This window comes from Vibrio tapetis subsp. quintayensis (genome assembly GCF_030409945.1).
GTDB classification, from domain to species: Bacteria; Pseudomonadota; Gammaproteobacteria; order Enterobacterales; family Vibrionaceae; genus Vibrio; species Vibrio quintayensis.
This window is the reverse complement of record NZ_JAUFQV010000028.1, coordinates 74,182-89,975: the sequence shown is the minus strand read 5'-3', so window position 1 is coordinate 89,975 and position 15,794 is coordinate 74,182. Positions and strand designations below refer to the sequence as shown.

Sequence of the window (15,794 nt, the reverse complement as noted above, 5' to 3'; positions counted from 1 at the left end):
AGAAAAGCATCACACGAGGATACATCATGCTAAAAACGGCAGTGAATAAAACAGCAGCAGCTCCTACACCCATGGCCGGATTAGCATTAGGCATTGCCAGTTTGGGTTGGTGTTGGGAAAACGCGGTGACACTGAATGGCAAAGCTCAGTGGGTCGGAGCCATCCTGGCGAGTGTGCTATTGGTCATGCTATTGGTGAAGTTTGTGTTCCATAACCATTTGCTACGTGATGAGCTTGCACATCCAGTCGTTGGTAGCGTCGCACCGACGTTTGCCATGGCTTTGATGGTGGTGTCTCATTCCGTTGGGCAGTTTTCTATCTACCTTGGTGATGCTATTTGGTTAGCAGCGGTGGCGTTACACGTAGTTTTTCTCGTCAGTTTTATTTATCACCGCGCCAAAGAATTTCGATTACATCATATGGTGCCGAGTTGGTTTGTTCCGCCGGTTGGGCTTATTGTGGCCGATGTTTCTTTCTCTGGTAGCGCGGTATTAGCGCCAGTTGCTGAGGCGGCACTGTTATTTGGCTTAGTGAGCTATGGGGTTATGTTACCTGTGATGGTGTATCGTTTGGTGTTTTGCGAACAAATACCGGATACGGCTAAGCCAACGATTGCGATTATGGCCGCACCTGCGAGCCTATCAATGGCAGGTTACTTAACCATTACCGACCATCCATCTCCGATCTTGATTGCTCTGTTATTTGGTATCGCGGTATTGATGACTTTTGTTACCTATTTGTCTTTCTTGCACCTCATGCGCTTACCTTTTAGCGCCAGTTTTGCTGCATTCACATTTCCAACCGTGATAAGTGCAACGGCCTTATTTAAAATGGCAGTATGGTTGGAAAGCGTTGGCGTTGCACAACGTTATTGCGCCCAGGTGAGTCATTTAGCCTTGTTTGAATTGCTTGTTGCTACGCTTGTCGTCGGTTATGTATCCGTACGTTATATCCATCATTATCTTATCCCTGAAAACACGCACTAGCATTGATGATAACGTGATGTTTTTACCAGCAAATGCGAGCGTTCGTAAGCTTGTTTTCTCTCGAAATGGGTTCTGATGTGCTAATCTGAGGGCATTGTTAATCTTGCCCGCATGAGCCTAACGTGTTTACTGTTTATCATTCTAATCAAGTTGAATTATTAAAGTCCTTATTGGTCGAATTAGTCAGAATTAATCCTCTTGAAAATCCATTTGAAGCTGAGCAGATCTTGGTGCAAAGCCCGGGTATGTCTCAATGGCTCAAAATGGCATTGGCGAATGAATTTGGTGTTGCCGCGAACCTTGATTTCCCACTGCCTGCGACATTTATTTGGGAAATGTTCACCAAAGTGTTACCTGATGTTCCTAAGCGCAGTGCCTTTAACAAAGAAGCCATGACGTGGAAGCTCATGCTTTGTCTACCAGCCTTATTAGACGAAGATGATTTTGCGCCGTTAAAGCAGTATTTGGAAGACGATACCGACCAATCTAAGATCTACCAATTGTCCGAAAAAATAGCAGATATCTTTGATGGTTACTTGGTGTATAGACCTGAATGGATCGCGGCATGGGAAGCGGGGCAGGATGTTGCGGAACTCGAAGGAGAGTCTTCTTGGCAGCCTATTTTGTGGCAAGCGCTCTACGATCAAACCATTGCACTGGGTCAGTCGCCTTATCATCGTGCCAATCTGTATCAGCATTTCATTGATTCTCTAGAGAACTTCAACGGCAAGGTAGAAAACTTACCTAAACGCCTATTTGTGTTTGGTATTTCTTCATTGCCTCCACGTTATATGGACGCGTTAAAAGCGCTAGGTGAACACATCGATGTGCATCTGATGTTTACCAACCCTTGCCGTTATTACTGGGGAGAGGTCAGAGACAGAAAATACCTCGCTCGCTTGGCTTCACTGGCAAGGAAGCACATTGAGTGGAAAGGGGATCACTCTGAGTTGGCCGGTGAAAGCACACAGCTTAAAGGCAGTGTTGATGAGAACGTCATTGATGAATTGCACACTGATGTGGTTGGCAACGGCTTACTTGCGTCCATGGGCAAGCTTGGGCGAGATAACATGTACTTATTGTCTCAATTAGAAGCCAACGAAATAGAAGCCTTTGTTGATTTAGAAAGCGACTCAATGCTGCATCAAATCCAAACTGATATTCTTAATTTGGAAGAACATCAAGACGACAGCATTCTTGATTCTAGTGACCATAAGAAATCAATTGTATTAGGCGATAAATCATTGCAATTGCATGCCTGTCACAGCGCCATGCGAGAAGTTGAAGTATTGCACGATCAATTGCTGGCGATGTTTGAAGCCGATCCAGAACTGAAACCACGAGATATTATCGTGATGGTGGCAGACATCAACGCCTATAGCCCCGCGATTTCATCTGTATTCGGTAATGCACCCGGCGAGCGTTACATCCCTTACTCTATTTCCGACCGCAGCGCCTCTCAAGAAAGCCCAATCTTAGCGGCGTTCATGAGTTTGATGGCGCTACCAGAAAGCCGATGCCACGCCTCAGAGATGCTAGAGCTGTTAGAAGTACCAGCAATGATGGCGAGGTTTGGGCTAGATGAACAACAATTTGAAAGAGCTAAGGCCTGGATCGAAGAAATTGGCGTACGATGGGGGCTCGATGGCGACACGTCCGTTCACTTTGATTTGCCCGAGCAAACACAAAACTCCTGGTTATTTGGCATAGAGCGAATGCTATTGGGTTATGCGATGCCAGACTCTTACGGGCTGTTTTCAGGTGCAAGCGGTAATATCTCGGCTTTTAATGAAGTGCAAGGTATGGACGCAGAGTTAGCTGGCAAATTAGCGCATTTTGTTGAAATGCTCAGTTGCTACAGGCAAGCCCTATCACTGCCGCAAACCGCCAGTCAATGGCATCAAAATATTCTAGGACTGTTGGATGACTTCTTCAGCGTAGAGCTTGAAGATGAAATGGTACTGAAGTCGATTCGAGATGGCTTAACTCAACTGCAAGAACAACTGATAGACGCTGGATTTGAGCAAGAAATCAGCCCATCGGTCATGAATATCTACTTGCAAAACAGGCTTTCCGGCACTCGCGTTAGCCAGCGATTCTTAGCCGGTCAGGTAAACTTTTGTACCTTGATGCCCATGCGTTCCATTCCATTTAAAGTGGTGTGCTTATTAGGCATGAATGACGGGGCTTACCCACGGTCAATGCCAGCGGAAGGGTTTGATTTAATGACCGGTAGAACAAGGCCCGGAGATCGCTCCCGCAGAGATGATGACCGCTACTTGTTCCTTGAAGCCTTGCTCTCTGCCCAGCAAGGCTTGTACATCAGCTACATTGGCCGTTCTATTCAAGACAATACAGAAAAAGTACCTTCAATTTTGGTGTCTGAGTTACTTGAGTACTGTCACCAGAATTATTGTTTAGCGGGTGATGAAGCACTCGCGGTTGATGCGTCCGGTGATGCTTTGCTCGCTGTTTTAACCTCCCACCACGCCATGATGCCATTTAGCCCGGCGGCATTTAGTCTTGAAAGCCCTAGCTACGCGAAAGAGTGGTTGCCAACCGTCAACCGCAAGGGGCAGGCGTGTGGCGAGTTTAGCCAACCGCTTGACGACTATTTGTTGGAATTTAGTGCGCCGTATCAGATCGATTTGGTTGAATTACAACGCTTTTGGCGTTTGCCCGTGCAGTATTTCTTTAATCGCCGTTTAAAAGTGAATTTTGATTCATTGCAAGGTGTGATGGAAGACGATGAACCCTTCGTTGTGGGCGGACTTGAAGGGTATATAATGCGTGATCAGCTACTCGAAATATTACTCGAAAATCGCATGAAAGGCGGTGATGAAACCGCAGCAATCGCCTCTTTTGTTGCCGAGCAACGAGCGAAAGGTTTACTGCCAATCGGTGCTTTTGGCGAGTTAGAGTTTGTGACTAACTCGGCGCAAACCCAAGCATTGGTCGATGCGATCGCGCCTTTATGTCAAGCACAGCTCGACGATGCGGAAGTGGCGCTAACAATAGATATAGATGGTGAAAACTACCACTTAAATGGCTGGCTCACACGCTTGTATCGTTCGGGCTTAGTGCGTTATCGCTGTGGTAAATTACGCCCGCAAGATTGGTTGTCGGGGTGGATCGATCACCTATGTCTGGCGGCTAATGGCCATTCGACTCGTACTCACCTCATTGGCTACGATAAAAAAGACGGCGTACAACATTGGGTGATAGCCCCAATCGATTCTGTTCAGGATGCCAAGCAGGCATTAACGCAGCTCGTCCGCTTGTATTACCAAGGCATGAATCAACCACTGGCTTACTTTCCTAAAACCGCACTGGCAGGCATCGAAGCTTGCATTAGCAAAGCGGGCGAGTGGGTCGACGATGAAGAAAAATGTTTGAATAAAATGGCTGATGCATTCAACAGCGGTTTCTTTCCTGGAGAAGGAATAGACAGCTACATCAGTCGAATTTGGCCACAATGGAATGATGAACTTGCCCAGCAAGTTAGATTGAATGCTAGTTTAGTATTGCAAGCGGCAGTCTTATCCACCACCACAGCGGAAGAGATGGCAAGTCACTAATTAGACAAAGGTTTATAGGGTGAAAGTGTAGGGTGGTCGCCAGCAAATCATTTTTATATGTAGGGCGTCTACTGTGCGACCACAAGGTCAGAGGTGACCATAAATTCTGTGGAAGCGATACTAACGAGGCGAGCTTACTGAAACCGTGAGCCTGCTCGCAAGCTGTAATATTTTGATTCTAAAAATTTTTAATTTTGTGGTGATTTAAGTGTTTGATCACAAATCAGTAGAACTTAAAGGCAAAAAATGACAACCAATATGGATGAGCAGAACGACGCTGCAACCGTACTAACTCCCATGACTTTTCCTTTGCATGGCGCACGGCTCATTGAAGCTTCTGCCGGAACAGGAAAAACCTTTACTATCGCAGGGCTTTATTTGCGCCTGCTGCTTGGTCATGGGGATGAGCAAACTCGACATCAAGCGCCGCTTACCGTGGATCAAATATTGGTGGTGACGTTTACTGAGGCCGCTACTGCCGAGCTGCGCGATCGTATTCGCGCTCGTATTCATGATGCACGGTTGGCGTTTGCTCGTGGTGTGAGCGGTGACCCTGTTATTAAGCCCTTATTGGACGTCATTACCGATCATAAAAGCGCAGCGGATATTTTATTGCAAGCTGAGCGACAAATGGATGAAGCGGCCATTTATACCATTCATGGGTTTTGCCAACGAATGCTGACTCAAAATGCATTCGAATCCGGTAGCCGTTTTAATAATGAATTTGTCACTGATGAGAGCCAACTGAAGGCGCAAGTCGTGGCCGATTACTGGCGTCGTAATTTTTATCCATTGTCGCTGGAGCTGTCAGCAGAAGTTCGCAATATTTGGTCTTCGCCACGAGCGTTACTACAACAAGTAGGCGGTTATCTAACCGGTGTGCCGATTAATATTTCAGTGCCAGCCATGCAAGGCACATTAGCGGACCTTCATCAAGAAAACATGAAGGGCATAGACGTACTGAAAGCATTATGGGTCGAAGCTCAGAGCGACCTACATGACCTCATCGCCAATTCAGATATTAACAAGCGCAGCTACACCAAAAAATCGCTACCAAACTGGTTAAATGAGGTATCTGCTTGGGCTGCAACTCCCACAATTGATTATCAACTTCCAGACAAATTAGAGCGATTTTCTCAGCAAGTGTTAACGGAAAAAACGCCGAAAGGAGAGGCTCCTTCTCATTCTGTCTTTGTGGCAATAGAATCATTTTTGGCCCAACCCATGAGCTTGAGAGAACCTTTACTCGCTCACGCCATTGAGCAGTGCCGAGTGATGCTGGCGAAAGCCAAACAGCGTAAAAACTGGCTTTCTTTTGATGACCTGCTCACTCAATTGAGCGCCGCCATCGATAACGATGAACAACAATTGCTGGTGGAGCGAATTCGTCATCTGTATCCGGTTGCCATGATCGATGAATTCCAAGATACCGACCCAATGCAATACAGCATTTTTAGCCGAATATACGTTGGGCAACCTGAGTGCGGTTTGTTTATGATCGGCGACCCTAAACAAGCCATTTATGCATTCCGTGGTGCTGATATTTTTACCTATATTCGTGCTAGAAATGAGGTGGCGGATCACTACACGCTAGACACCAATTGGCGATCCAGTGCCGACATGGTGAATGCGGTCAATCAGGTGTTTGGTGCCTCCGATAGCCCATTTATTTATGACCGAGACATCCCTTTTCGCCCTGTGAAATCCAGCCCGAATGCAGAAAGTAAGCATTGGCAACTGAATGGTCATAAACAAGATGCCATGACACTTTGGTTGCACGAAGATGAAGAAGCCAAGCCAGTGACCAAAGGAGAATACCAGCAGGTCATGGCGCAATCGACCGCAGTGCATATTCAATCTATTTTGACCGCCGCGGATCAAGATCAAGCGTGGCTAGATACGGGCAAGCAAAAGCAAACACTGCAAGCTGGTAATATTGCGGTGTTGGTGCGTACGGGGATGGAAGGGCGGTTAATTAAAGATGCGCTCGCGCAACAAGGCATCGCCAGTGTTTATCTTTCTAATCGAGACAGTGTCTTTAACAGCACCATCGCTACTGATGTGATGCGCCTTATTCAAGCGGTATTAACCCCGGATGATGACCGTGCATTAAGGTCTTGTTTGGCTTCAAGTTTATTCGCTTTGGATGCCAAGCAGCTCGATAACTTAAATAACCACGAAGTTATGTGGGAAAACACCGTGAACGAGTTTCGAGACTACCGCGTTTTATGGCAACAACGTGGTGTGATGCCAATGATACGTTCGGTGATGAGCAAGCATCAAATTGCCGAGCGATTACTGGAAGAAGAACAAGGAGAAAGAGACTTAACCGACTTACTGCACGTTGGCGAATTGCTGCAACAAGAGAGCTTAGAAATCGACAGTGACCATGGTTTATTGCGTTGGCTTGGTGAAACAATTTCCAATATTCAATCAGGAATTTCTGGTGCCAGTGATGAGCAGATTCAACGATTGGAGTCTGAACGCAATTTAGTGCAAATTGTGACGATTCATAAATCCAAAGGCTTGGAATATGATTTGGTGTTTTTACCTTTTGTTTGTGCATATCGCGAAGCCAGTGAGGGTAAGTATTACGATGAGCAATTGGCGCAAACAGTGTTGGATATTACCAATAACAAAGCGTCACTGGCTCAAGCGGATAAAGAACGTTTAGCTGAAGATTTACGTTTGATTTATGTGGCGCTCACCCGTGCTGTATATGGTTGTGTTATTGGATTAACCCCATTGAGAAAAGGTCGTTCAAGTAAAGATCCAAGTGGTGTGCATTTAAGTGCCATGGGCAACCTATTGCAAAATGGAAAACAGTTATCAGCCGCGGAATTTGCCAGCTCTATCCAAAGCGTGTGTTCAACGGCGCAATCAATGCAATTAGCGAGTGTGCCAGAGGAACATGAAGGACCTTATCAATCACCAGCGACGGAAGAGGCAGAGCTTATTGCCAATGAGTTTAATACTCGAATCGATCGATACTGGCGTATTACCAGTTATTCTGGGTTGGTAAAGCAAGGGTCACATTCCAATCATGATGCCAGTTTTGAGCAAGCGGGGTTTGATATTGACTCTGTTGATGATAAAGAAGAGCAAGAACTAGCCGAACCTGAACGCTCGATATTCACTTTCCCTCGTGGCGCCGCTCCTGGTACGTTCTTGCACACATTATTTGAAGAAGTCGAGTTTACTGAGCCCGCAAACAGCGTTGATAACCAAGCAACCATTGAACGATTAATAGAAAGCGAAAATCTAGAGTTGGAATGGCTACCTGTATTGCAAAATATGGTAGACAAAGTGATGCATACACCATTGGATGGCAATGGTCTTCAACTGGCACAAAAAGGGCCAAGCCAGCGTTTAGTTGAAATGGAATTTTTGTTGCCAATTAAACTGTTGTCTTCCGTTGCGTTTAATCAATTGGCTCACCAACATGATGAATTATCCCAGCAAGCTGGAGAGTTAGGTTTTCATACCGTTCAAGGTATGTTGAAAGGCTTCATTGATTTAGTGTTTGAACATGAAGGTAAGTATTATGTTCTGGACTGGAAGTCTAATCATCTGGGTGATGATGTGAGTGAATATCATGGGGAGAAGCTCAAGCAAGCTATGGCCGATCACCGCTACGACTTACAGTATCAAATCTATGCACTTGCCTTACATCGATTCTTGCGTAGCCGAGTGGCGAATTATGATTACGAAACGCATTTTGGTGGCGTGTATTATCTGTTCTTAAGAGGGATGGACGGTCAATCTGGGCACGGAGTGTTTTCTGCCCGCCCGAGCCAAGATTTCTTACAGCAGTTTGATCTACTGATTGATGGTGAATTAGAACATGTTTAGTACTTTACAGCGCTTGAGTCAAAAGGGCGTATTACGTCAGCTTGATTATCAGTTTGGTCGTTTTATCGCGAATCAAGAGCCAACACAATCTGAGCGAGTCGGCTTTTTAGCCGCATTACTTAGCCATGAGCTAGGTAAGGGCCATATCTGTATTGATCTCACCAAGCTAGACATTAGCCAAATGTTAGGCCTCTATGGAGAACAAGCCGCTGAACTCAACCTTATTGTCTCTGACGTAAATTGGCTTTCATTGATGCAACGCGCAAGTGTGATTGGAAGCGGTAGCCAAGCTAAACCTTTGGTGTTAGACGGCTCACGCCTGTATTTGCATCGATATTGGCACTACGAAAGCCAATTAAGTGACGTATTAAAAAGCCTGGCTCAGTCTAGCTCCCTTGCCAGTAGTGGCTTAGGGGCAATGACTCAAACGTTGGATCACCTTTTTACTCCAAGTTTCAGTTTTCTGTTTAAAGCGTTAACAAACCTTACGGAAAGCAATCAAGTATTACGTCAGCAATTGGTGTGTGATCATCTGGATGTGGTATTGCCTGAACAATTGGATTGGAGTGGGATTGATCAAGTACTGGTTAAGGCAAGTAAAGCCGCTGATCTAGAAGATCTTCGCCTGCTTGTGCCAACATCGGCGTGTTTAAACTGGCAAAAGGTAGCGGCAGCCGTTGCCCTTACTCGGCGTTTTGCGGTGATCTCTGGCGGCCCGGGTACAGGTAAAACAACCACCGTGGCGAAATTGTTGGCAGCATTAGTGGAGCAAGGCAATCAAGCTAATCATCTACCGATCATTAAGCTGATAGCGCCTACAGGAAAAGCGGCGGCGCGTCTAACTGAGTCGATTGGTGCGGCGATAAGCCAACTCCCTGTTGATCCAGAAATCATTGCCGCTATACCGACAGAAGCCAGCACCATCCACCGATTACTCGGGGCCATACCGAACCGCGCTGAATTTCGTCATAACAAAGTCAACCCACTGCACTTAGATATTTTAGTGGTCGATGAAGCGTCCATGGTCGACTTACCCATGATGCATAAGTTAATTGATGCGCTTCCTAACCAAGCGCGGCTTATTCTGCTGGGAGACAAAGATCAATTAGCATCGGTAGAAGCAGGCGCAGTGTTGGGCGATATTTGTTCCTTCATTGATCAAGGCTTCAGTGCTCAACAAGGCCAACAACTTGCCACGTTGACCGGGTTCGATTGGCTAAAGAACGAGTCGACTAATGCAAATACGGGCCTAGCAGACAGTTTATGCATGCTGCAAAAAAGTTATCGATTTGATGCTCGCTCAGGCATAGGCCAATTGGCAAAAGCAATCAATGCAGGTAAACCATACCAAGTCGAACAAGTGTGGCTGGCTGGGTTTACTGATATTAAACGTCATGATTTAAGTAAAGAGTCGTATGCCGCGATGATAGACATGATGGTGGCAAACTATTCAGGCTATCTGTCATTCGTTCATACAAAAGATAAAACCACCACTTCGCTACCCAAGCAGGTATTGAAAGAGTTCAGTAAAAGCAGATTATTGTGCGCTATTCGTGAAGGCGATTTTGGCCTAACAGGGCTGAACTTACGGATTGAAGCAGCTTTGCGGAAAAAACGTTTAATCCCTAGTTTTGAAGAGCAATGGTACGTCGGTCGTCCAGTAATGGTGACGCGTAATGATCATGGCTTAGGTTTGTATAACGGTGATATTGGCATCTGTATGTTAGACGAATCTGAAGATGAAGCTCGCTTACGAGTGTATTTTGAATTGCCTGATGGAAGCGTAAAAGGGGTGTTACCAAGCCGAGTACCACAGCATGAAACAGCCTATGCCATGACGATACATAAATCTCAGGGCAGTGAATTTGACCATACGGTGATGGTACTGCCGAATGATTTCAGTCCTATTCTCACCCGAGAGCTTATTTACACCGGTATTACTCGTGCAAAATCGCAATTGGATTTGTTTTGTCAGCCTGCGGTGCTGTCAAAGGGAGTCAGTATTAAAACGATAAGAAGCAGTGGATTAGCGCAGCGATTGAGCTCGCTCTAATTGATAAAGAGCGCCTGATTTTTAATGAGTATTAGGGATGTGAGAGGAAGAACGACCGTCCGTGGTACGATACTAGTTGGTTAATGGAATCTAGTCAGCTAATTGAATTTCTTGTGATTTAAATCGACCTAATATGCTTGGCTTCTTTAAGGGGCCTTGCGATGGTCCGTCTTCTTCAAAGATGCTCGAGAACGAGATGTTCTTAATATTGCAGCGTGTTTGGTAAGACAAAATAAAACGTTTCATACTGGTGTTCACTGGGAATACGCAGTGTACTTCTTGGCCGTCTAAGAAATGATTATCGGCCATGTCCCAAAAGCTTTGGGCGGAGTTGCAAATGACAGTTTTCATGAATCATGCTCGCAAGTGATGAATGCTCGCATCCTAGCCGTTCACTCTAATGTTAAAGAGTGTATTACCTCCATGTGGTAATTTTTCTCTATTATTTATGATGGCGCTAATTGGAGAAGGGCGTGATTGTACCAGCAACATGCTTAAATAACAGTCAATTTAGAGTCAGTAATGTTAATTTTTAAGCAAGTGCTGATATATCAAGGTGTTATGGAACTTGATTTATATCCATCTATCTATGACTGATAGCTAAACAGTTAGCTGCAGAATCTTGGAACGACGCTGATAATTATAGAGTCCTTGTTTTTCAGTCGGCAGCGCAGACACATCGACTTCAACGAAGCCTTGCTCCCTAAACCAATGCAAACTTCGAGTTGTCAAAACAAATAGATGTTCGAGTTGCAGTTTCTTTGCTCTTAAATGGATGTGTTTAAGCAAATGCACGCCACGATTACCATCGCGATAATCAGGGTGAATCGCAACGCAGGCCATTTCCGCTTTCTTTTCACTTTCATAAGGGTAAAGCGCTGCGCAGCCAATGATCATGCCGTCTTTTTCAATGATGGTGAATTGATGGATCTCTTGCTCTAGTTGTTCACGAGAGCGACGAACGAGTATTCCTTGCGTTTCCAGTGGCTCAATTAAGTCGACGATACCACCGATGTCATCAATGTCTGCCTCTCTTACCTGCTCGGCACTGGCCATAACAACTTGGGTACCGATACCGTCGATAGAGAACAACTCTTGGATTAAAGCCCCATCTATTTTGTAACTGATCAGGTGGCTTCGCGGTACGCCTGCGCGGCAGGCATTAATTGACCCGCGCAAGAAGCGAATAGAGCCTGATCCTTGCTTTTGTTCGTTGGTTTCAAGTTGATCCAGAATCGATTTTGCTTCAGTAGGAAAGAGTTCGGCAATCACTTGACCGTTTTTATCCAGCACCCCTTGCTCAGAGCTGAAGCCGATGAGTTTGTCTGCATTCAATCTGATCGCGACTTGTGTTGCCACTTCTTCTGAGAGCAAATTGAAACTTTCACCGGTGACAGAGCTCCCGATAGGGCCGATCAGTACAATTGATCCTTGTTCTAAAATACGATCAATTGCTTGAGTATCAATGCGTCGAATGCGGCCACTGTGACAATAATCGATACCATCATCGACCCCAATTGGCTGCGCTACGACGAAATTACCGCTGACTACAGTAAGCTGAGTGCCTGCCATTGGGGTATTGTTTAAGCTCATGGACAACTTGGCGGTTATGTCGAGTTGCAGCTGCCCTGCTGACTGCATAACTAGGTTGAGTGCGTTGGCATCGGTGACACGAATACCTTTGTGGTAAGGGGTTGTTAGCCCTTGCTGCTCAAGTCTTTGGTTAATTTGTGGCCTTGCTCCATGAACCAGAACAATTTTTACACCCAAGCTGTGAAGTAGGGCAATATCATTGATTATGTTGCTAAAGTTGTTGTCTTGATAAGCTTCGCCCCCCAGCATGATCACCATGGTTTTCCCACGGTGAGCGGTAACATAGGGAGTGGATTGTCTAAACCCTTTAACTAATGCGGTGCTTCTCAATTTCACTACAGTGCACATCCTTGATTATTTATGTTTTAATAATGACTATTAATTCACTTTAATGCAAGGTTTTAACGGTTCGTTAGACGCTTATTTTCTAAATTAATACCATTATCAGCAATGTTGAATTAACCTTAATGGAATCACAATGAAACCATCCATAATCATGGCTAACTATAAAAAGACAGAATCGAATAACCGTGGCAAAAAACCGTTGCATCATTACGCAAGGGTTTGGGTGTTGCTCAGTGTGATTGTGATTGGTTTGGGTTATGGCGGAGTAAAAAGTTTCGTTGATCATCAGAAAGTGACCAAACTCTATCGACAACAAATATTTGGCACCTGGGTAGAGCAAAACGTCGCGGACTATGCTGCAGATAGCTTTGTCGTTAAAAAAAATGGGATATTCATTGATGGACGACAGGTCACCACTCAATTCACGTTTGATGGTGTGCGTTTGGAGTTTGATTTGGGCGCAGAGCATCATCGATTTGAAGTGAGAAACTCAGCGATGACCCAACTTAAACGTGTGTCTCCAGCGCATTATGAGTCCGTATTCCTCAATACCACCCCTCCTCCCCCGCTACCAGGAACAAATGAGCTATTCCGATAAATAATGCGGGTCTAAATGACTGAAATGAGTCCAAAGTTGTTTGGATTCTGAACGAACTAAAATCTTTACAATCCTTGTGTTGCTTCGAGTTGAATACTTTGTCATCCTACTTTTATCATTATAAAGGGATGCTTCTTCTGTGTTCAAAAAACTGTATTGTATCGGGGCGGTGCTTGCCCTTGCTGGTTGTGCTGGGCCAACTGAACGTGGTCAGCAATATCAAAGTGGCGAGTTTACGTCTAACCTAAATCAAGTCGAATCGATTGAGTCGAATGTGCCACGTAATTACACGGCTTTTTCAAACCAAGCTGAGCAAGTCGTCACTCTTTCTCCATCCATGGCCAAACTCTATCAACCTCTTTATGAACAACTAGAAGCGTGGAGTTTGCAAAGTGGTGAACCGAGCGAGCTGGCTAACTATGGCATTCAAATGGCCCAGTTAGGGGGGGGAGATAAAAAAGGCAACGTTCTGTTTACTGGCTACTTTTCTCCGGTGATTGAGTTGCGTCATGAAGCGGATAACGAATATCGATACCCGGTTTACCGCAAACCCGATTGTGGCGAGCAGTGCCCAACACGTGCCGAAATCAACCAAGGTGCGCTGCAAGGTCAAGATTTAGAACTCGGCTACGCTGCGAATATGATCGACCCATTTATTATGGAAGTGCAGGGCAGTGGCTTTGTACACTTTGGTGATGATGACACGTTAGAGTATTTTGCCTACGGTGGTAAAAATGGTCATGCTTACGTTAGCATCGGTAAAGTTTTGATTGAGCGAGACTTAGTTCCTCGTGAAAAAATGTCGCTGAAAGCCATTAAAGATTGGGTGTTGCAGCAAGATGAAGCAACCGTAAGAGAAGTGCTAGAGCAAAACACATCTTATGTTTTCTTTGAACCAAGAGATGCTGCGCCAGTAACGGGCAGTGCGGGAATTCCGCTAATGCCAATGGCTTCTGTTGCGGGCGATCGCAGTTTATTTCCAATGGGAACCCCAATTCTTGCAGAAGTGCCATTGCTGAATGCGGATGGAACGTGGAGCGGCGCTCATGAATTACGCATCTTGATTGTGTTAGATACTGGCGGCGCTGTTAAGCAAAACCACTTAGACTTATATCACGGCATTGGCAGCCTCGCGGGAACGCAAGCGGGTCACTATAAACATTTTGGTCGGGTATGGAAGTTAGGGCTGCAAAGCTCTCCAACTCAAGCGCCATGGGCGATGCCGCCAGAAAAGTCCAATTAGGTTTAATCTCAACTTGTATTACCTTTAAAGAGTGCGTATAAAACGCACTCTTTGTCTTTTTACCTACCTCAACGTAAGAGTTTTTTATGCGTGAATTAAACACACCTGCTTCTGAACAATATGACCAACGCTTTGGCGGTACTCGTCGCCTTTATGGCTACAGTGAGGTCGATATCTTACGTGCTAGCCATGTATGTGTTGTTGGTATAGGTGGTGTAGGTTCGTGGGCAGTAGAAGCCCTCGCTAGAACGGGCGTAGGTGAGTTGACTCTGATCGACATGGATGATGTTTGTGTGACGAACATTAACCGTCAAATTCACGCGATGAGCGGCACAGTGGGTCAGAGTAAAATCGAAGTGATGGCAGAACGTGTGAAGTTGATTAATCCTGAATGTAAAATCAATCTCATTGACGATTTTATCGGGCCAGATAACCTACAAGAGTACATCAGCAAAGAGTTTGATTATGTACTGGATGCGATTGATAGCGTAAAAGCAAAAGCGGCGCTCTTGGCTTTCTGTAAGAGTAATAAAATCAAAGTCGTGACGACCGGTGGGGCTGGTGGACAAGTCGACCCTACTCAGATCAAAGTGGCCGATTTATCTAAAACTATCCAAGATCCACTGGCAAAAAAAATCAAAGATACTTTGCGCCGTTTTCATAATTTTAGCAAAAATCCACAGCGTAAATTCGGTATTGATTGTGTGTTCTCAACGGAACAACTGAAGTACCCTCAAGCCGATGGCTCGGTTTGCGGCATGAAGTCGACGGCTGAAGGCCCAAAACGTATGGATTGTGCCAGTGGGTTTGGCGCGGCTACGGTAGTGACGGCCACGTTTGGTTTTGTCGCTGTTTCACGTGTGGTCGAAAAGCTGATCGAGCGTGGGATGAAGGTTAAGAGCTAGGTACGAAAAGCTAAGTTCTAAAAGCGAAGTGCTAAAAGCTAAGTTTTTAAGGCCAAAGGCTAAAGGCGAAGAGGGATGAGCTTGGGGGGAAGGTAGGAGTTTAACTTAGGTTGGTTTGTGCCTTTGTCTTACTGGCTTTAGTGATATAATTGTGTCAATTTCAATGGTTAAAAGTAAAGTCTCATGTCTGAATTTCCTCAATCGCCTTTTGGTAGTGATGTTACTGCTCAAGATATCGAAAGTACCATGCAAAATTTTACTAGCTGGGAAGACCGATATCGCCAAGTGATTCAATGGGGGAAGAAGCTGCCAACCATGCCTGATGAATTTAAATCAGAACAAGTAACGGTAGCGGGTTGTGAAAGCCAAGTGTGGCTTGTAAGCAAGCAAGTAGAAGGTCGTTGGTACTTTTGCGCAGACTCAGATGCACGAATAGTGCGAGGCTTGATAACGCTGGTTTTAGCTGCATATCATGGCAAAACGAGTATTGAAATTGCTCAATTTGATATCGACAGTTATTTTCAAAAAACAGGCCTAATTGAACACTTGAGCCCGTCTAGAGGCAACGGCTTAAAAGCCATCGTAGAACAAATCAAAGTGCAAGCTGCCCGCTAGTTAGCAAACAGGAAGAAGAACATCAA

General features: G+C 45.3%; 10 protein-coding genes. 8 read left to right on the top strand and 2 right to left on the bottom strand.

Annotated elements, in window-relative coordinates:
* The first annotated feature begins 26 nt into the window (after positions 1 to 26).
* From QWZ04_RS13845 to recD, 4 genes are all read left to right on the top strand, one after another.
* Positions 27 to 986 carry a TDT family transporter gene (locus tag QWZ04_RS13845; RefSeq protein ID WP_290328867.1) on the top strand — a complete coding sequence of 320 codons (960 nt, stop codon included), beginning with the start codon at positions 27 to 29 and terminating at the stop codon, positions 984 to 986.
* A 122-nt stretch (positions 987 to 1,108) separates the two neighbouring features.
* Positions 1,109 to 4,564 carry an exodeoxyribonuclease V subunit gamma gene (gene recC, locus QWZ04_RS13840; protein WP_290328866.1) on the top strand — a complete coding sequence of 1,152 codons (3,456 nt, stop codon included), beginning with the start codon at positions 1,109 to 1,111 and terminating at the stop codon, positions 4,562 to 4,564.
* A gap of 246 nt (positions 4,565 to 4,810) precedes the next feature.
* On the top strand, positions 4,811 to 8,416 hold the full coding sequence (recB, locus tag QWZ04_RS13835; RefSeq protein WP_290328865.1) for an exodeoxyribonuclease V subunit beta: 3,606 nt from the start codon (positions 4,811 to 4,813) through the stop codon (positions 8,414 to 8,416).
* A complete protein-coding gene (gene recD, locus QWZ04_RS13830) occupies positions 8,409 to 10,469 on the top strand; it encodes an exodeoxyribonuclease V subunit alpha (protein WP_290328864.1) in 2,061 nt (686 codons plus the stop codon). The genes recB and recD overlap by 8 nt, the downstream gene beginning before the upstream one ends.
* A gap of 90 nt (positions 10,470 to 10,559) precedes the next feature.
* Here the strand turns inward: recD and QWZ04_RS13825 are convergent, their stop codons facing one another.
* Both QWZ04_RS13825 and argA read right to left on the bottom strand, forming a co-directional pair.
* Positions 10,560 to 10,820, bottom strand: coding sequence for a hypothetical protein (locus QWZ04_RS13825; RefSeq protein WP_290329189.1), 261 nt, complete (start codon positions 10,818 to 10,820; stop codon positions 10,560 to 10,562).
* Between the two features lie 249 nt (positions 10,821 to 11,069).
* Positions 11,070 to 12,398 (bottom strand): amino-acid N-acetyltransferase, encoded by a 1,329-nt coding sequence (gene argA, locus QWZ04_RS13820; protein ID WP_290328863.1) that lies wholly within the window; start codon positions 12,396 to 12,398, stop codon positions 11,070 to 11,072.
* 142 nt (positions 12,399 to 12,540) lie between these two features.
* Between argA and QWZ04_RS13815 the strand changes: the two genes are divergently transcribed.
* The 4 genes from QWZ04_RS13815 (at position 12,541) to csdE (ending at position 15,768) form a co-directional block, all read left to right on the top strand.
* Positions 12,541 to 13,005 (top strand): DUF2850 domain-containing protein, encoded by a 465-nt coding sequence (locus QWZ04_RS13815; protein ID WP_290328862.1) that lies wholly within the window; start codon positions 12,541 to 12,543, stop codon positions 13,003 to 13,005.
* 139 nt (positions 13,006 to 13,144) lie between these two features.
* Positions 13,145 to 14,248: a murein transglycosylase A gene (gene mltA / locus QWZ04_RS13810; RefSeq protein WP_290328861.1), complete on the top strand. Its 1,104-nt coding sequence runs from the start codon at positions 13,145 to 13,147 to the stop codon at positions 14,246 to 14,248.
* An 86-nt stretch (positions 14,249 to 14,334) separates the two neighbouring features.
* Positions 14,335 to 15,153: a tRNA cyclic N6-threonylcarbamoyladenosine(37) synthase TcdA gene (tcdA, locus tag QWZ04_RS13805; protein WP_290328860.1), complete on the top strand. Its 819-nt coding sequence runs from the start codon at positions 14,335 to 14,337 to the stop codon at positions 15,151 to 15,153.
* Between the two features lie 183 nt (positions 15,154 to 15,336).
* Positions 15,337 to 15,768: a cysteine desulfurase sulfur acceptor subunit CsdE gene (csdE, locus tag QWZ04_RS13800; RefSeq protein ID WP_290328859.1), complete on the top strand. Its 432-nt coding sequence runs from the start codon at positions 15,337 to 15,339 to the stop codon at positions 15,766 to 15,768.
* Positions 15,769 to 15,794 lie beyond the last annotated feature (26 nt).